The following is a 19,742-nucleotide window of genomic DNA, read 5'->3' on the forward strand; positions in this document are numbered from 1 at the left end:
GGTATGATAGGAAAAAAATGCTAAATAAATGCATGAAATGTAACAGCTCTTTACATAAGAGTTTGGTTTGTGATAAGTGCGAAGCTGTTCATGAGCTATGTCCATGGTGCAAAGCCTTGGTTCTCGATACTCAGGACAAATGCTCTACGTGTGGTAAAAATGTTTACGTATCACTGCTTACACGAATCGGTTGGAAAATACACAAAGTTTCCATTGTTATATATATGATTGCTGCGATTGCTGTTGGTTACAAACAATACATGGACAATCGCAATCTGCTAGAAGCCTCTATTTTTGGTGCGATGACTTTTGTTATTTTTTTTACGGTATTTAATGGCGCTGTTTTTTTTATTTTAAGAATGGAGAATAACGAAAAAAACAATGTTCAAGATCTCTTGGAAAAGGATGAGTGAATCGTGACCGTAATTGTAACCGTAATCATCACGGTAACAATTTATATCCTAAATAACGCGCAAAATATTGGCATCTGTCTCTTGGTAGGTAAATTCAAGTAGAGAAAGCAACGATTTACCGTCTTTGATATCTTTGATATTTATGTAGGATTTTATATACTGGTGAAGTTGTCCCTCTTTGAGTATTTTTTCGCGGTGGTTCATTTCGGTGTTTTCGGAAAAGTGCGGGCCGAAAGTGTATTTGTTGATTGGCAATTTACTCAAAATAGATTTATGCACATTTTCGAAATGTTGTACGGCCTTACTGTTTGAGTAATCGACTAATCGGATGCGGATGTCATATCTTTGTTCTAAGTTGACCGCCATTTCATTTAAACGCTCGAGAATTTCAATGGCTAACTCCCAGCCTTCTCCGGCACTCATATCGTTGCCATCACATAAAAATGAAATTGCCTCGGGAAGACCCGCTATGCTCAAAAAACAAATCGAGTCGTTGATATCAACTTGGCAAATGTTGTTGTATTGGGTTAACTGTGTAAGAGTACCATCAGAGAGGTTGAAGAGGAAACGTTTTTTATCTAGATGAGCTTTTACTGTTAGGTTAAAAGTTTCTTTTAGTTCTTGCCATAAACTTTCTTTTGTCTTTGCCGTGAGTGCGGCACGTAGGATGTTGATGACAAAAGCGTTCATTGCACAACCCGTTCGTGGTTTGTTTTCTTCATCGTACAAATTTTGCGGTTTGAAATAGAAGTTAATGTTATTGGTGGTTAAGGCAATATTTCCGATTTTTTTCAATAATTTTTTATTTTCGAAACTTTCTGGATTTATTGGGACCCAAAAACGCGGAAGTTTGTACTTTCCATTACCAGAAAAATCTTTGTAGCATTTGTATAGATTGTCTGTAAAACTAGATTCTAAACGATGAAGGATGATATTATAGCTTAAGAAGCTATTTTGTGAAATACCAGAAATGAAAGACTTCAACATCGACTTATTCCAATTCATTTCTTCTGTATCTATGCTGTAGATATTTAACGAGTGGCTGATGAATTGTGAAACGCGTTGGATGTTTGCCAAGAGTTCAACAATATTCTCTATATCGGAACTCTTTTTGACCTGAAACTGTGAGGGAATGTCGCTGTTGATGGAAAAGTATTTGACCGGCCACTCAAGATCTTCTATATGGATAATTCCGGATAAATGAGCTTGTACGACCTCTTTAGAAAACACTTCCTCTAAGGCATATTGTCGAAAAGTAATGCTCGCTATTTTGCTCTCTAATTGTTGGATATTCTTAATATTGTTTTCACCATTGCGTGTGTAGAGTAAGCTATTGAGATTGTATTTGGGAATACCCAGCACCGTTTGTTTTTTTACATAGTAGCCGTGACCGCTGAGGAATAATTCGCTATTGACCAAGTCGCGAATGAGAGCGGTACTGATGTAGCGATTGTCGGAGTGGAGTACTTTTTGTTCTACGGAAAGAGCAACTTTTTGTGCAATACTTTTGGGAATTCCGCCTTCACGTACCAGTGCTTGTGCTATTTTTTGAGTTTCCCAGGGAATGTAATCATCATTGGAGGTAGGGCCAACAAGAATTTCTATCTTTTCTTGTTTTAAACTATTGTATGTGTTTTCCTTTTCTTTTAAGTATATATGATAGAAGGGAATCATTTCCGCACGACCCATTTCTTGAAAAACTTGGAGTATTGTTTTTTCGCGATCCTGGTCTGTTTCTTCCAACTTTTTGCATACGTTGTCTACAAACATTTGTGGGAAGTTATCATCTTCACTAAAATGCGAAGATACCGTACATATAATACTCTTTAAGTCTTCACTGTTAATATTAGTCATATATCTTTTTTATAAAAGGTTTTTGTACCCAGCCATACAAAAAATCGGGTAGCTCTATTTTGCTCCAATTGTTACGTTCTTCCATAACACGAACCTCTACTCCACCTGGAATTTTTTGCTCACCATAGAGTAATTCATATGTCGTGGCATCTCCCTTGCGGATTTCAATAGTTTCACCAATGAGAATCGCTTTGTTGCTATTTGGGTCCTCAAATGAATCATACGCCACACTACAACCAATTGCGAGTAAAAAAATGGTTACGGGAATAAATAAATTCCAAAATGGAATTTTCCAAGATAGTAATTTCGCGATGAGCAGTAACCAAAAGCACATGTATGTAACTATAAATAGTAACAAACGCGTATCATATTTCCAATTAAAATGCCAAAAAAATAGATAGCGAAAGGTGTTTTGTTGTGTCGGCTTTTCAAATTTCACTTTTTGCTGTAGTTTGGTGTGCGCTAATTTTAAATTTTCCACCAAATACGGATCATTGGGAATATAAATTTGCGCGCGCTTATAGTTGAGAATAGCATGATCTAAGCGTTTTGCTTTGTAGTAGGCATTGCCTAAGTTGTAGTATATATGTCCATTTTTGATACCTTTTTTGAGAATATCTTCGTAGTGACTTATCGCTTGTAGATAATCTTCGGTGTTTTTCGCATTTTTAAACGTCTGATTTGCTTGCAACCATTTTTGAACGATTTCATTTTCATCGCTAAATGGGTTTATGATCATGACTATGATGAGAATGGATATTCGCAACATCATTTTTAGCTCCTTTTCTTCCAATCACAACATATCGCTTTTCACATGGTTTGGGGCGTGTCATCAATTAAAGTTTATTTAATATTAAAGTTATTGTAAATTCTAGCTAGGCGCTCCGTATGCATCATAGCTAGGTTATTTGAATAAGGAGCAACGACGCTAGTATTTAGAAGGGCTCAATAGTGAATGAAGGTTAATTGATGACACGTCCTAATTTAAAAATTTTACCATACTCTTTGTCATAAACAAGTAGTTCCTGACAAATCAAAATGCGAAAATGCACTTTTTTTAAAAAAATTCATTTTTTTCGGGAACTTAACTTGCTAATGTTCATCTAAGTTTAATCAATAACACTCTCTAGTTTTACAAAGTTGTTACACAGTTTATTTATAATTTTGTTATGATGCTCTATGGAATAATTACTCTGCTAATTAAATTTAGAGTTGAAGAGTCTAATGTACTATTTTGCAAATGCTTATGTCATTGCCGCGAAAGCGGTAAACCAGTAATGTGAAAAAAATCCTATTGCTAGATCCCCGTTTTCACGCATGGCTGTCAAGCTAAGACATAAAGTACTACAAATAAAAGAATTACATTTTTTTCTCTAAAACTAAAAAACTACCTTACCAGTGTCATCCCTGACTTGATCAGGGATCCAGGCGCATACAATTTAACTTTGTTTTGTGGATTCCTGGTCAAGCCAGGAATGACACGGTTTTGTAAGTCTTTATTTAGAAATATTTTACATCTTAGCTTGACAGGTATGCGTTTTCACGGGGATGACACACTGGGGAATTTAACTAGCGATTAGGGTAATAATTATTTGAGTTAGATAAATTACGAAAATCTGCGAAAGGTTATATTATGGTGAACAAGTTTCTCCTTGTCATGGGAATTTTTTTTCTGATACCAATCTTTGCCCAAGAAAACTCAAAGGCAACAGAACGTGTTATTTATGTGCCATACCAACAGTTGGAACAATTGCTCAAAGATAGTCCAGAAAAGGGAATATATCTATCTTTTTCTGAATATCAAAAACTGTTAGATTTGGCGAAGAAGGGTGAGGACACTCCTCAAGAACTTCCTGCACAAGTACTCATTTCAAAAGCTCATTATACATGTAATGTTAATGAACAGTTTTTGCAAGTGACTGCAAAGTATACCATTGATACTTTGCAACCAGGTTGGCATAAATTTCCATTAAATTTTGAAAAGATAGGCATTCAGAAGGCGTTACTCAATGACAAACCTGCCTTTTTGGCCTTGAATGGTGATTCTTATGAACTTATTTTTGAACGTTTGGAAAAAGGTCAAGATACATTAGAGATTTCTTTTGTTGTACCTATTCATTTTGGCAAGACAATGAATGCTCTTGTTGAATTTAATGTTCCTCGTTCTCCAATCGCAGAGTTAGAACTAAGTCTTCCATCTTCTAGTGAAACACCGAACATGAAGATTGAAGTGACTCCTTCTCTTACAAACAAAATTACGAAAACAGACACGCATACTAAAGTGACCTCTCTTTTGGGAAACAATAATCGTATACGTATTGCCTGGCAATCTGAAGTGGAACGTAAGGTAGAAATTAAGCAAATCGTGCATGCGGAAAATATTACTAGTTTGAAAATTGGTGAGAATTTTCTAAACATTACGACGCAAATTCGTTACGACCTGATTCAGGGAGAGATCGGAGATGTCAAGGTCAAGATACCGCAAGGCTTTACTGTGTACTCGGTAAAATCGACTACTGGACAAGGTATAAACGATTGGAATACCCAAGAGGGTACGCTGCATGTCAATTTATTGGGGAATGTAGAAAATCGCGGTGAAGGAAAAGTCGATCTTCTTTTAGAGATAAAACTCGAAAAAATAGTGAAGGATCTACAGGGGCAGCTTGTCTTACCAAAGTTAGAAACAATTGGGATCGAAAGAGAAAAAGGTTATTATACTGTAAGTGTCAATGATCTTCATGATCTAAAGATTATCTCGCGAAAAGACATCAGTCAGCTTGAGACGGGGGACCTTCCTGCCTATGTGACCTCTCAAGATGTCAATTTTCCTTTTAAGTATTTGAAAACACCGTATGAAATTATTGTAGAACTCACCAAAATCGATCCTGTGTATGAAGTGGTGACAAACACGAGTGCCTATCTGGAAGAAACAACATATGATCTGCACACTCATTTCGAATACACCATCAAAAAATCACGGATTTTCCAAACGCAAATATCGATTCCGAAGGGATTTGTGTTGCGCGAACTGGTGGCGAATGAGCGAGGAAGTTCTGAAGATCAAATTAAAGAACGTTTTATCAAAGAAGAAGAAAATATTGTCGCAATTACCTTTAAGAAAGCCATTGCTTCTGGAACAAAGCTCGTCATAAAAGCGCATTTACAACAAAAATTCGCCGAGAAAGATGTTCGTGAGATTGAGTTGCCGGTATTTAAAGTGATAGGGGCAAAGCGCGAGATCGGAAACATTGGTTTAGGAGTTAAGCCAAGTTTTAGTATTACCACAATAAATGATAGCCAACAAAACGTTTTTTCTCTGGATAAAAACGCGTTGTTTAAAACAGGTAGCCGACCGCGGGCTAGCTCTATTGACATAGGGCTTCGCTACCACAGCCACCCTCTTGCAGCAAAGTTTAAAATTGAAAAACGTGACCCATATGTCACCGCAGAAGTTTACGATTATATTAGTGTAAACGACAATACTTTGAAGCACGAATTTCATATTTTTTATAACGTCGAATTTACTGGAATAAATGAATTTTCGTTTACATTGCCCAGTGATATTTCCAAAAAAGTGCCGAAAAATCGCGTTAAAGATGATAAAGAATTTATTAAAGAAATCGACATTGTCGAACAAAAAGGCAGTAACACTCACCTTTATAAAGTGATCACACAAAAAGATATTGAGGGTGTTTACAAACTCAAAGTGTCCTACGAAGAAAATTTACAGCAAGTAGAAGAAGGCAAAATACTAAAATTGGACGTTTTTGAACTCAAAACACAAAATATCGAACGCGAAAATGGCTTTTTAGTTGTGAAGAAAAACAATAACTTCTCATTGAGTTTTTCCAATGTGAACTTGTTAGAAACAACAGACATCAATGATCCGAAATTTTCTCCACGTGGTAGCAAAACCGATGTCTTGGCTATTTTTAAGTACTTTTCTCATGGATTTTCCTTATCCATTTTATTGCAAAAATTACAATTCGAGCCAGTTCTCAATACGGTCATTAACCGTTTGCATATCGTTTCGGCAGTCAACAAAGATTTTACCACGCAGAATGAAGCGGTGATTTCCATCATCAATAACCGCAAACAGTTTTTAGATTTCACTATTCCCGAAGGCGGTAAGGTGACTTCCGTGGCACGTTTGCAAAAACCTTTGACGTCTCCTACTCATGTCACAACGCTGGAAAGAGGTGGTTATTTTGTGCCGATAACGCCTTCGCGTAATGAAGACGGGAATGGATATCGTGTCAATATTAGTTCCAACGTAAAAAAAGACGCGTCTTTTGTTCTTACGATTAAATATACGTATCCATTGCAAAGTGGTGAAATGGATATGCATGGTAATTTTCAGATAGATCCTATTCAGTTTGGTAGTATTCCTGTGTCTTACTTCACTTGGGATTTAGGTTTGCCGACAGAGTACGACTACATGAGATTTAAGTCTAATCTTGTCCGTAAAACGGTAGAAAAAGAGCACATGGGAATATGGCATGCTCTGATGGATCTAAGAAATGTCAACAACGCTGTTATTTTACAAGATGCGGAAACAGGTGTTATTCCTCGTTACGATATTCAAGGCAAAGGCTATTCGTTTTCTCGTCTAAGTGGTGATGGTTACATCAAGGTGGAATATATGCACCAAAATTGGGTATATACCCTGTATTTGGGAATTTTTCTTGCCACGTGGTTTATTATTTCCATTGTTCCCAAATTAAAAATTATTAGCCGTATCAATCTTTCCCTGCTTGTTTTTGCAGCAGCTCTTCTGCTGAGTACTTTAGATTTGCAAGGATATGGACATACATATTTGTCGGTAATTTATGGTACGGGAGTTGGATTGGTGAGTGCTTTTCTTTTTGGGATCACACGTACATCTGAAGTTACAAAACCTCATAATTTGTATCGTGAAACGAAAAAAGAAGAAAAGAACGCTGTAGACTCCAGTGACAACGAACAGAAAAAAGATACGCAAAACGAATCAAAATCTGAAGACGAAAGTGCGAAAGGATAAGGTATGATAAATAAATGGAAGCGTTTTGTCGTACTACTTCTTGTAGCGGGCTTTCTTAGCGCTCAAGAAGCAAAACGCGAAAAATATATATACGTTCCTTACCAAGACTGGCAGCAAGTATGGCAAGGAAAAAAGAAAGTAAAGTTATCTGAGGATCAGTACCGAAAGCTTTTAGAACAGCAGACTCATAAGGCGATTCCTTCGCAAGAACTCGTTGTAAGAAATGCGACTTATCGCGGACGTATTCACGGGAATACACTTATTTTTGACATGCGTGTTGAGATTGAGTCATTTGTGAACCATCGTACATTTTGCGATTTTACTTTTGGCGAATATGGTCTAACACAAGCCAAGCTAAATGGAAAAGATGCTCCGTTGTTTTTGCAAAAAATTGTTTCCTCCGGTTTGGAATACGACAATGATAATTTCAATAATATGCCTAATGACATGCTGAATAATGACGTTCAGCAAATTGATGAAGTTCCTTCTACGAAATCTTCTCGTTGGCAGTATCGTTTGTTAATCCCAGGTAAGGGAAGCCATGTTTTTACTGTAACGTGCCATTCAAATATGCATAGTAAACGCGACATTTTGTCTACAAATGTTGTCCTGGGAAATTTTCCCCAGCAAACATTTTATTTGCAAACTTTGGCAGAAAACACATATGAAACGGACCCTATTCACGATTTAGATGAACAGCAACAAAATTTAACCATATATCCTCAAAAAAATCAGGATATTCATTTGGTGGTAAAACCAAAAGAGAAGCGTGACGAAAAGCAAGCACTTTTGCTCGTGGATATTGCATCTTCGCATTTGATCAAGCTCGATGCGATTAAATCGCGTTTTGTGATAAATCTACACGTGAAGCATCGCAAATTGAAGACGTTTCAGTTTTTGATTCCCAAGAGTTTATACTTACTCAATATCTCTGAAAATCGTTGGGATATCGAAGAAACAAACGACGGAAAGATTTTAACTGTTCAGCTCGAGAAGGAACTTTTGGGTGAACATCGTATTTTTATTAATGCTGAGACGCAACTTTTAGAGCATGGAGATTTTGTTTTACCGAAAATTGTTGCTTCGGGAAATCGTCTTTTTCGACAAACTGGTCTTGTTTACATTGAAAATAACCGCGATGTAAAACTAGAGTTGGTAGATGCGAAACAAACACGACAACTCGATCAGCATACGACAGCGAGCAATTACAGTAATAAAAAATCAAAAAGTCGTAAGCGTGGAAATATTCACTCCTTTGGCGAGGTGGCGTTTATGACCATGAAAATTTGGAATGAAAATTATCTCGTTGAGCTGCGGAAATCTGTGATTGAACAAGTTGTGGAAAGTGACGTTGCCATAGGTGTCAGCCTCTATCCCGATGGTTTAGAATTGGTTGGACATGTAAATTTTACTGTTGTCGAAGGAGAGGCGAAGCAGCTTTCCGTTCAGTTACCAAAAGGCTGGTTGCTGACAAATTTAGAGACCTTTATTTCTAAATATCAGGGACGCTTCTTGCCCACATCAAGCGACAACTACTACATAAAAGAAGATATATTGCATATTCCTTTAAAAAATAAGTTACGTAAAGGGCAGGTGTTCAAAGCGTCGGTTACTTTGCAAAACTTGAAGCGTATGGATAAGTGGGAAGGTAAGCGCTATATCGACCTACCTCTTGTAATCCCCCAAAATGTAAAATTCTTACCGTCGTTTTTAGGAATTATTGCTCACCAAGATTACAAGATCACCGCGCGCGATTTTAGCGATTTGTCTTCTGTGGACTTAAAAATTATCCGCAGCGTAAATATCGATAGCAAAAACCTAAAGCAAGGCTACATTATAAAAACGGCAGCGGCAAAAGGTGTTATTGAAGTTGAGCAAAAAAAACCTCAAACATCGGTTCTCGCAACACACTACATTTCCATACAGCCTGAAAAAATTACCTACGCGACGACTTTGATATATAGTGTCAAAAGTGCTTCGCGAAGTTCCTTTCGCTTTGCTATGCCAAAAAGTTTCGAGGGAATTTTGAATATTAGTGATGACCGAAAGCAGTCACTGATTAAGGAAAAACGCAGCTATGTGGAAGGTGAAAATAGAGTTTGGCAAGTCAATGTACAAAAGAAAATATTGGGCAATTATTGTTTGTATTTAACATATGAATTACCCATTGCACAAAAAGACAAGACCTACAAATTTTACCCTATATTGTTTTCGGATGTTGACTACATAAAGGGGTTTATTGGCATTCAAAAAAATTCGCGCTTAGAAGTAGAAAAATCTCTAAAGAATTTAGAAGAAGTGCCCGCAAGTCAAATACCGATTTTTCCACATCCTAAGTTTGTGAGCACCACCGATTTTTCTTATGTGGCAAAGTATACCAAAGAAGATTATCAATTATCTTTGCGTGTGGGAGTCCACGATAAAGCGGACACCGTTCCTGCTGTTTTAGAGAATGTGGTGATTCGTTCTATTTTTCCGGGAAACAATAGCGAACGCGTAGAGTGCATTTACAATTTAAAACATTTAGGAGAGCAGTTCTTTAATGTGCAGCTTCCTGAAAAAGCGAATTTTTGGGCGGTTGTTGTCGATGGTAAGGGAGAAAGACCTCTGCGTAGTAAAAATACCATTGCCATTCCGATCCCACCGAATAGTGGACGTGCCATTCGCATTCGCGTTATGTATGAGAGACCAGCGCCACCGTTAGAGCGCCAAGGAAAAATTAAACTAACGCGTCCGCAAACATCCGCACAAATTCCGGTGTTGTCATTAAAATGGGAAGTGCATCTTCCCGAAGAATATCAAATGGCGGCAGGTATACGCAATCGTCTAGTTCTCGATGTACCGTGGTATGTACACAGTGAACGCATTTTAAAGCGCATCTATGATTCTTCGCGGTATTTGTTTGAAGACCTCAGTCTTTCTAGTCCGAAAACATCCAGAAGTTATGACGCAAGACCACAAGAAATGCCACAAAGCCAAAGTAGCGGTCGCTACAATCAGCCGAAGAAACCGCGTCAAGATTTTTATCGCAACCGAAGAGAGATGGAACGCAAAAAATATGAACAACGCCGTTACCAAAAACTACAAGAGAAAAAGCGCAGCATACAACAAGAGTTTGAAAAAGAACTTGCGCAAGAAGAGCAAATGAATTCGGCAGGAGAAGGTGCTGATTTTGACGATTTTGTTGACATGAATTCAGACGTTGATGAGATCGTTCCTCAAAATGAGGTGAATGAGCGAGATCAACGTCTTGGAAAAAGCTACACGAAAAACGATAAGCTCAAAGATGCCAATTTTTGGAAAAACAATAAATTGGTAAACAAAAACAAAGCCATTGGTAATATCGTGGGGAAAAGAGGTCTAAAGAATGTATCTAATGTCGAAACGCTAAAGGCAAAAGGACTTCGTTCTATGGATATTGAGCTTGATACACATGAAACGGTTGTTGGTAGAAAAACAACTGCCGCGACAACGCGAAGTTTAGATGTCAAATATTCCAAGGCAAGCACTTTTCGCAGTTTAATTATTGGGTTAGTCATTGCGTCGATGGCACTGTGTCTCATGTTAATTGCACAACATAAATTGCCGCGTCTTCCGATTATTTTAACATTGTTATTGTGTGCAACATTTGCACCGATGTGGTTCGGTAAGTGGTTAATCCCTTATTGCAACGCTGTTGTACTCGGTTTGGTGATTTCCATTGGTTTGTATATTTCAGGTGGGATTATGCGTTTGTTGTTAAAAATAACGCAAAAAGTAGGTGGGTGGTTTGGTTTTCAAGCAGCACTCGTACTGTTGTGTTTATTTGTTACAAGTAATGTGAACTATGCCCAAGAAGACGTACGACATATATATGTTCCTTACTCCCCGACAGAAATGTCACAGATAAATAGTAAGAAAGACATATTTCTTTCTTACGCAGAGTATACCGAGTTGTGGAACAAAGTTCACCCTCAGCAAGAAGAAAATCTTCGCGAAAAGCTACCCCATTTTGTGTTGTACAATGCAAAATACAGCGGAAAAATTGTCGAAAATCAAGTAGTGTTTTCGGCGTCTATGAACGTTGAGGTTTTTAAAGGCCCTGTCAATGTGGAAATTGGCTTAATGGATGCCTCTGTGACTTCCGCTAGTCTAGAAAGTGCTTTGCGAAAAAACGATTTAGCTCTAGATGTTCATGATAAAGGGTATCGCTTTACAGTGGTGGAGAAAGGAGTGTATACGCTTCGCCTTGAGTTTATACCTTCTTTTGAAATGGCGCAAAAACGCGGCAAATTTCGAATAAATTTGGCCGAAGTTCCTACAACGCAAGTCGAATTTTTTCTCGACAAAGATATGGAAGCTGATTTGCAGGGTTTTTCGGGAAGTTGGTACGAAAAGTTACAAGCACAGCATAAGGTTATTACGATGTTTCCACAAAATCAGAGTTCGCTCGAAATGCTGTGGTATGAATCGTCTGAGCGTTATCGTGCAAAAGGCTTAAATATATCTGCAACAAGTGAACACGAATTACTCATAGGTGACAATGTATTACGTCTCAATAGTGATATTACGTATAAGGTCGCGTCGGGAAAATGTGAGCAATTGTCGATGAAATTTCCGCAAAATTATGAAATTGTCGGATTTTCGTGTACGAATTTGGAGAGTTGGATTCTTACAAAAGAGCTTGGCTATAACCTTGTTAAAGTAAGATTGGCGAACAACCAGTATCGGCAATTACGTGTCGTCATCGTTGCGGAGAAAAAGTTAGCGTCTGTGGCAGGAAAACATTCCTTTCCTGAAGTTGAACCATTGGGAGTTAACCGCGAAAATGGTGAGGCGATTGTTACCTATCAAGACCCATACAAAGTGCTTGTAACGAATCAATCACAAGTACGTAAGGTAAATAGTTCGTTTTCTCGGGGAAAATTTTCCGAGTCATTTCGTTATAATCAGCATCCTTTTTCTCTCGAATTTTCTATTATGAAAGATAAATTTGATAATACAACAAAGTCCAATACTGTTGTGAGTATCGAAAAAGACAAGGCGGCAGTAGAACTTTATACCAATATAGAGGTGAAAGGAAAGCAAATATTCTACTACAATTTGCTGTTAGCGAAACATTGGCGTGTAAACAAAGTTCAACAAGGTAAAGGGTATAAAGGGAATGTTACCAATTGGCGGATAATGCCTTTCGATAAAGAGCGTAATCTTTTGCAAATTAATTTTTATCGCAGTGTAAAAAAAGATGGGCGTATGCCTCTTTATTTACAATTAGACGCCGAATATGACAATAAACAACCATTTACTCTTCCTGTTTTCCAAGGACAAAATGTTTCATTTGAATCGGGAACAATTACGGTAATGTCTTCTGAGGATTTGGAGTTACGGACCTCAGAGGTTTTTGGTTTGCAGCAAATAGACACTTCGAGTATTTCTCTGAGGAAAAGGGATATGGTAAAGCGTTTCGCTTATCGCTACCAGGACACCACTTACCGAGGGAAAATTTTTGTTGAATTGCGTAAGGCGGAAGTAAGTGCAAAAACGGTGATTAATTTGTTGGTGGAAGATGATTGGATTAATTTTGGTTACTTTTTGCGTTTCGCCATCAAATACGCCGGTGTGGACACTTTTCATTTTCGTTTACCAAAAGCGATTGGGCAACACGTGGATGTATTGGGGGAAAATATTCGCGAGAAACGCATTGTCGAAGCTGATGGTTATCTTTCGGTCACCATTACCCTGCACAACAAAGTGAAAGGTGCTTATGAGTTGAGCATTTTTCCAAACATTGCGAAAAATAACGGTACAGGTATTGTTTTTTACCCAATGTTATTGCCTCCAAATATACAAAACCAAAGCAATATTGTCGTACAAAATCAGTCGCAGTATGAAATTACAGAGCAAAAAATGCAGGGCATTACCCCGACAAGTATTCATCAAGTCGCCTTTTTACCACCCGACACAACTAAGGTAGATTTTATTCGTGCTTACAAGGTGAATAGTGATGAATGGGAGTTGGTGTTTTCGGAAAATAAACAAAAAATAGAGCACTCTATTCATGCGGTTATTGATGCAATTAAAATCGATACCGTTGTACAAGCCCCAAAAGATTGTTACCACCGCATGATTTTTAATTTGCGACATAGTGGTCTGCAATTTTTAGAGCTGGAGTTGGAAAAAGAGGCCAAAATTCGTATTTGGGGAGCCTTTGTTGCGAATCGTTTTGTGCGCCCTTCCCAAAAAAGAATTCAGGGAAAAAATATCATTTTAATTCCGTTGTACCAAACAGGGCATAAGGAAAGAAAGATCGCAGTACGCATTATCTACGATGAAGAAATTGCAACTTTAGCACATAAAACTACTTTGCTTTTTAACCCACCAAAGGTGAGAAATATTGAGCAAATAAATCAGGTGTTCTGGACTTTGCGTGCTCCTCGTGAATTTTTATATCGTTTTGGTGGAAATGTCAGCAAGGTATCGAAATTCAAGTTTGAACAGTATGAAGATGTGTCGCGTGCAACGACTTCTATATCTGCTTTGGAAAATGAAGGCAATATTTACAAAGCTTTGGCCAATAGTAATGCTATTCAAAAACGGCAGAATGACTGGTTTCAAAAACAACAACAAAAACAGAATGCTTTTTTTAGTAATCTCGAAGATATCGATCGAATTAAGCAGTATGGTACTTTGAATTTACAGGCCGCACAGCGTGTTCGTCGTGGGAGCAACAAGAAGGTGATTCAGGATCGCAAGTCAAGTGCCGTTGCCGGAAAGAAACAATCTTCATTTGTCCAAGATCAAAACGATGCTTTGGGCTTGCTTGTTCAAAAGCAACAAGAAGAAAAACGGAAACAATTGGCGGTGTCTTTCAATTTTGATATAAAAACACCTGATAATTTACATAAGGCATATTTTACAAAAAAACAAGGTAATGCAAAACTGGAAGTACGTTGTTATCGCCAACCTCGTGAAGACAAGATGTGGATTATCGTGCAATTCTGTGGTCTATTGTTCTTGATCATGCTTGCTTCAGCATGTAGAATATTCTCTAGGCGCAATTATTCATTTCGTAAATTTGTTTTGACAATCGTCATCGCGTGTAGTGCGGTTCTATTATGTATTTTTCCTGAATACATTCATTATTTTTACATGTAGTAAATGTTTTGTTACTGTGATCGTTACTGTCGCTTTGGTGACGGTCATGGTCACGGTGACTATGGTGACGGTTACTGTTGGATACTTTCTTCAATTATGAGGTTGATATGCCACTTTATTTTTTGTTAATGTTGTATATTGTCTTGGTCCCTTTTGGACTATGCCAATCACCACAATATTTGTACATTAAAGAGTTTAAAATCCATAAACTAAAGCAAAATGGTAAACATTGGGATAGTTTTAAGGGAAGCCCTGATGTAAAATGTAATATATACACGTTACAAAATGGTATATGGAAAAAGGCCTTTACTAGTAATTCTTACAACAATACACTTCATGTAGATAGCGAAATGGGCTCCCAGATTGAAGTTTATCCGGATTTTCAGATTAAAATTGAAGTTGTTGATCTTGACTTAGGGGATCACGATACCATTGGCAAGTTGAATGTAACGATTCACAAAGATGATTTTTCCGAAAGTACATGTGAGATTTCTTTTGATCGCGTCGAAAAATTTGTATATTTTTTTTCGCCTTATCGTACAGTGAGTGAGAAAAAATTCGCAGAGAAAGTTAGTGAGGAAGCGAATAAAAAGCTTGAAGAATATAAGAAATCTGTTGCAAAAGAAATTAAAATGTACAAGAAAAAAATTGCTGAAATGGAAAAAAAATTACGGGAAAAAGAAACGCGCATCAGTGAGTATACCAAGATAATTGAACACTTAACCGAAAAAATACGTACACTAAAAAGAGAAACGGAAGATGAAGCTTGGGATCAGTTTGAAGATGATTTAAAAGACGATCACTAGGCTCATTCAAAAATCTTTTGCGTCTTGCCTATATTGTGTGCTATAATTCTATAAAAATAAAAGTAATGGCTTCTTAATTGAAGGGATAGAAGTGGCTCAAATTATAGTTATGGACGGGCCAGGCTCTGGTACGACATATGAACTGGACGCAGTTAACAACATTGGTAGAGGTGGTAATTGCAATATAAGATTGCAAAGTGCGAATATTGCAGATATTCAAGCAATTATCAAAAAGAAAGCCAGTCATTATAACATTCAAGGCGCTACTGCTGGTAGTGTATTGGTCAATGGACAGCCCATTCACAAAGAACGCAAATTAATCCACGGTGATATGATTACGCTGGCCGATATCATGTTGCTTTATGGCGAGGAGCCTACTGGTGAATCTGCGCTAGTTGGTGGTGGACCTCCTCAACAAAACGCCAATGAACCAATGATTACCAATACCCAAACATACTACAAAGACACAAATACGGCTCTTGCGAACCTTGATGATGGAACTCAGAAAGCATCACAAAATATAAAGGTATTGCTAAAAGTTAGTAATGCCATCATGTCTAAACTTGAGCCAAAAGAGCTCCTTGCGCAATTATTAGACATTATGTTTGATGAGATCCCCAGTGTTGATCGAGGAATGGTTCTTCTTAAAGAGTCCGATGCGAGTAGCAAATTGTGGCCCATGGCTTCAAAAAAGCGTCCTAAAGTAACAAAAGATGTTGTTCCGTCACGTACAATTATAAAAAGAGTGCTGCAAACCAAAGAAGGTGTCTTAACCGAAGATGCCAAGGGTGATTATGGAGATATGGCGGTTTCTATTGTCAACCAAAGTATTGAAGCAGCGATCTGCGTTCCTTTAGTTGGAAAAAATAACAATATTTTAGGTATAATACACCTAGATAGTACTAGACAAAACCAGGGATTTAGAGAAGATCACTTACGATTAGTTACTGCCATAGCGATGCAAGCTTCCCTTGCTATGGAAAACGCAATTCTCGTAAAGCATCTTGGCGAAAAGCAGAGAATGCAAAGAGAATTAGATATCGCAAATGATATTCAAATGAAACTTTTACCAAAGAACCTTCCTGTCACCGAAGGACTTGAAGTTTATGGGCTAATGAAACCCGCAAAAGAGGTTGGAGGAGACTATTACGATTTCCTTATTCCCGAAAATTCAAACAACCGTAAACTATTCATTTGTATTGGTGACGTTTCCGGAAAAGGTGTCCCTGCTGGTCTTGTGATGGTTATGGCAAGATGTTTTTTCCGTCCCTTGATTATTTCATGTAAAAATACCAAAATGATTATAGAAGAAATGAATAAATTTTTGGTAGAAGATACACGAAAAGACATGTTTATGTCGATGTTGGTTTTAAGCTGGGATGCTGAAAAAGAGCAAATACAATGGACTGGTGCTGGACACGAGCACATAATTGTCTATCGGGCACAAACAAGAAAATGTGAAACAATTCGTGCTGGCGGTATTGTTTTAGGCATGATGAAGAAAGCCAATCGATTTTTTAAAGATCAATACCTTGCATTACAGCCAGGTGACGCTATAATTTTATATACCGATGGAGTTACGGAAGCAATCAACCCTGCGAAAAAAATGTTTGAGCTTGAAAATCTTGTTACTTTATGCGAAAAATATGGGCATCTACCCGCAGAACAAATATGTAAATGTTTATTGGAAGATCTAAAAAGATTTATGGCAAATGCTCCACAGCACGACGATATCACTCTTGTTGCTATTAAGAAAAAATAAGCTTTTCCGCCGTTGATGAAAAATATGCGACGGTTTTTATCAAGTAAAAACTCTCTCTATCTTAGATTTTTTTATCTAACTTGAGAATAATTTGCTACAAGTATTCCACTATTATATAGATACAAGAGTTGATGGTTACTTTTACTCTCAGAAAGGAGATGCGAGGTTAAACAGAACTTCACAACTTTTAGAAGTTACCTCGTAACAAAATTATGAAAAAATCTATGATTTTTCTAATAAGTTTCCTCGTACTTGTAGGGTGTCAAAGCCGTCGTTACACTTTTCGTTCAGTAGAGACCATTTCAAATGATGCCAATTCTGTTCAAGAAGTTCACCCTATAAAATTTAAGATAGCTTTTGGAGGTATAAAAAAGACAGAGCAAGATGTATCTCCTACAGCAAAATTTTCTTTTAAAATAACAAACGTAGGTAACGAACCAATAACAATCAATCCGCACTCTTATAATCTAATTGATGACGAGGCTAACAATTTTAGCCCTACTGTGCAAAATGCGTCACCCTCTATAGTACTGTATCCACAAAGTTCTACAAACTTTACATTATTGTATCCTTTTCCTCCAGGTTACAACTTAAGAAAAATTGGTTCCTTTCGCATTACTTGGAACTATGATATTGGTGGTGTCAAGTATCGTCGTTTAACTAAGTTTATCAAGAGAGAAGTTGAATATCGCACCTCTTACTACTACAACTATCCGCATTTTTACTATTATCCAAGTTTTTATTCAAGCTTTAGCTTTGGACATAGACACCGAAGACGTTTTAGAACAGGCTTTGGTTTCGGATTTGGTGGTGGTGCTTGTTATTAAAGAACAAAGTTAGTTTCGACTTGCTCATATGGACGTACGATCGTACGTCCATTACTTTTTGTATTGAAGATAAAAAACAACTTCCCTACAACCTCTCGTAAAAAATCATATCTTTCCTCGAAATATCTCGTACCTAATTCTACTGTAAACTGATAGGAATTTGTAATGCCACAGATTATACTTTGTTTGTGTCTAGTGTTTGTCTACGGTTGTACTGCGTCTCCCACAAAAGAAAATGCAGATTATTACACTTTACGAGGATATCACGACTATTCACTGAAAATTGTCAAATACAAGGCTGAAGAGGGAGAACCTTGGGCATTTTTACGTATGGGGGTTGCCTACGAACTAGGACACGGAATTAAAAAGGACTATGAAAAAGCAAAAGAGTGGTATGAGAAAACCGCTTTTGCTTCGCGCAGGAATATACGCGAAACGAATGAAGGATTCATTGCCCTTTATCATTTAGCAAATCTGTATCTTGACGAAAAAGTTATGGAGAAAGATGCGCACAAAGCTTATGAGTATATGGAAATGGTAATGAAGCACACCCAAGGAAAACCTTTACTCTATTGTTGTGAAAATGAACCGGGAGGGGCGCGTTTTATTGCCAAAGAAATGATTTCCCATGCTCATTATCGCGCCGAAGTTATGGCAAAAAAATTGCAAAATAATAAATAACGGAGAAGCCATGGCTAAGAAGAAAAATAAAAACAAAAAGCGATCAGAAAATTTAGAAGAAACCGAAATTCCACAAGAAAAAAAAAGTGGGATCACTGCGCGTCTTGAAAAAGCAAAAGCGATAGATGTCTTCGAAGGAATGTCTCCTGAAAAGCACGTGGACGAATTAAAAGAACAAGTAATTTCTGTCACCGCTGAACAAGCAGAAGAGCTAAAGAAAAACAATCGTGGGTTTCCATGGACTGAATTCCTTATTGGTTTTGTTCTTGGTGGAGCCTTGCTCATTGTGATGTTTGTTTTTCATATTAACTTTGCCAAAAATGTGAACAAGCGGATTGTGAATTTAGAGAATCGTCTTGCGATGTTAAGCCCCGAAATAACCTCTCCTGATAGGGATTATCTGCAAATAATATCGCAACAACAAATGTTTGAGAGCGAACTAAGTAGATTTAAAAGAAAACTAGATAATTTTCCGCGTAACTTTATGATTGGTCGCGACTCTTTTCAAGTAGTTTCAGGGAAAACGACAAAGGGAAAAATTAGCTTTGCCAAAAAATTTCGCAAGAAGCCAGTAGTTATATGCCAGACGAGTAATAGTAATCTGAAGTGCAAAGTAAATATAGATGAAACATTTAGCTACTTTACTTACGAAGTAGAAGCGGACAATGTGAATGAGGGAATGTATAGTCTGTTTTGGATGGCAGGAAGCGAAGACTAACACAGGGAATCATAACGGAAATGTAGGGCGGACCTAGTGTCCGCCCGTTCCCTCAAATACAGTTAGGCATACGTTTCTGAAACCACGAGTCACGAACCACGGATTACGAGCCACGAACTTCGAATTAATGCTAGTAATTAATTTTAACCAAATTTTATGTGAGGTGTTATCATGAAAAAAATCATTGTACTATTTTTAATGTTCGTTTTGATTGTTGGATGCAACGAACAAAATAATAACGCACAAGGTCAGGGTGGGCAAAATCAGGAAAGTGCAAATAACGATGCAAGCAACAATGCGAGTAACAATGAGGCGAATAATAGTAATGAGCCTGTTATTGTTGAGATCACCGAAGAGTGGGGTAATAAGATGTGCCCTGTGATGCAGGACGAAGCGGTTGATAAGGAGACATTTGTGGTTTATGAAGATAAAAAAGTTTATCTTTGTTGCGATGAATGTGTGGAAAAATTTCAGGCAGATCCTAAGAAATACCACGATTTTTTAGTCCAGTCTTCCAAGTAATCTTG

The 19,742-nt window shown here is 37.5% G+C and carries 11 protein-coding genes; 9 read left to right on the forward strand and 2 right to left on the reverse strand.

The window, feature by feature from the left end; genetic code table 11:
* Window positions 1-17 precede the first annotated feature (17 nt).
* A complete protein-coding gene (locus UABAM_RS16070; protein ID WP_151969028.1) occupies window positions 18-413 on the forward strand; it encodes a hypothetical protein in 396 nt (131 codons plus the stop codon).
* A 48-nt stretch (window positions 414-461) separates the two neighbouring features.
* On the opposite strand, the gene nrdD is transcribed toward UABAM_RS16070, so the two are convergent.
* A complete protein-coding gene (nrdD, locus tag UABAM_RS16075) occupies window positions 462-2,267 on the reverse strand; it encodes an anaerobic ribonucleoside-triphosphate reductase (RefSeq protein ID WP_151969029.1) in 1,806 nt (601 codons plus the stop codon).
* The gene (locus UABAM_RS16080) at window positions 2,260-3,039 is read right to left on the reverse strand and encodes a tetratricopeptide repeat protein (RefSeq protein WP_151969030.1); all 780 of its coding nucleotides are present in this window, start codon (window positions 3,037-3,039) and stop codon (window positions 2,260-2,262) included. The genes nrdD and UABAM_RS16080 overlap by 8 nt, the downstream gene beginning before the upstream one ends.
* An 861-nt stretch (window positions 3,040-3,900) precedes the next feature.
* Between UABAM_RS16080 and UABAM_RS16085 the strand changes: the two genes are divergently transcribed.
* The 8 genes from UABAM_RS16085 to UABAM_RS16120 all read left to right on the forward strand — a co-directional run bounded on the left by UABAM_RS16085 (window position 3,901) and on the right by UABAM_RS16120 (window position 19,737).
* A complete protein-coding gene (locus tag UABAM_RS16085) occupies window positions 3,901-7,287 on the forward strand; it encodes a hypothetical protein (RefSeq protein WP_151969031.1) in 3,387 nt (1,128 codons plus the stop codon).
* A 3-nt stretch (window positions 7,288-7,290) separates the two neighbouring features.
* Entirely contained in the window at window positions 7,291-14,421 is a 7,131-nt protein-coding gene (locus tag UABAM_RS16090) for a hypothetical protein (protein ID WP_151969032.1), read from the forward strand.
* A gap of 107 nt (window positions 14,422-14,528) precedes the next feature.
* Window positions 14,529-15,227 (forward strand): hypothetical protein, encoded by a 699-nt coding sequence (locus UABAM_RS16095; protein WP_151969033.1) that lies wholly within the window; start codon window positions 14,529-14,531, stop codon window positions 15,225-15,227.
* Window positions 15,228-15,318: 91 nt separating this feature from the next.
* Window positions 15,319-16,989 (forward strand): SpoIIE family protein phosphatase, encoded by a 1,671-nt coding sequence (locus UABAM_RS16100; RefSeq protein ID WP_151969034.1) that lies wholly within the window; start codon window positions 15,319-15,321, stop codon window positions 16,987-16,989.
* Between the two features lie 212 nt (window positions 16,990-17,201).
* Window positions 17,202-17,816 carry a putative periplasmic lipoprotein gene (locus tag UABAM_RS16105; protein ID WP_151969035.1) on the forward strand — a complete coding sequence of 205 codons (615 nt, stop codon included), beginning with the start codon at window positions 17,202-17,204 and terminating at the stop codon, window positions 17,814-17,816.
* Between the two features lie 165 nt (window positions 17,817-17,981).
* Window positions 17,982-18,497: a tetratricopeptide repeat protein gene (locus UABAM_RS16110; protein WP_151969036.1), complete on the forward strand. Its 516-nt coding sequence runs from the start codon at window positions 17,982-17,984 to the stop codon at window positions 18,495-18,497.
* Window positions 18,498-18,507: 10 nt separating this feature from the next.
* On the forward strand, window positions 18,508-19,215 hold the full coding sequence (locus tag UABAM_RS16115; RefSeq protein ID WP_151969037.1) for a hypothetical protein: 708 nt from the start codon (window positions 18,508-18,510) through the stop codon (window positions 19,213-19,215).
* 171 nt (window positions 19,216-19,386) lie between these two features.
* Window positions 19,387-19,737, forward strand: a complete 351-nt coding sequence (locus UABAM_RS16120; RefSeq protein ID WP_151969038.1) for a hypothetical protein — start codon at window positions 19,387-19,389, stop codon at window positions 19,735-19,737.
* Window positions 19,738-19,742: the final 5 nt, after the last annotated feature.

It is taken from the genome of Candidatus Uabimicrobium amorphum (genome assembly GCF_009002475.1).
Classification (GTDB): Bacteria; Planctomycetota; Uabimicrobiia; order Uabimicrobiales; family Uabimicrobiaceae; genus Uabimicrobium; species Uabimicrobium amorphum.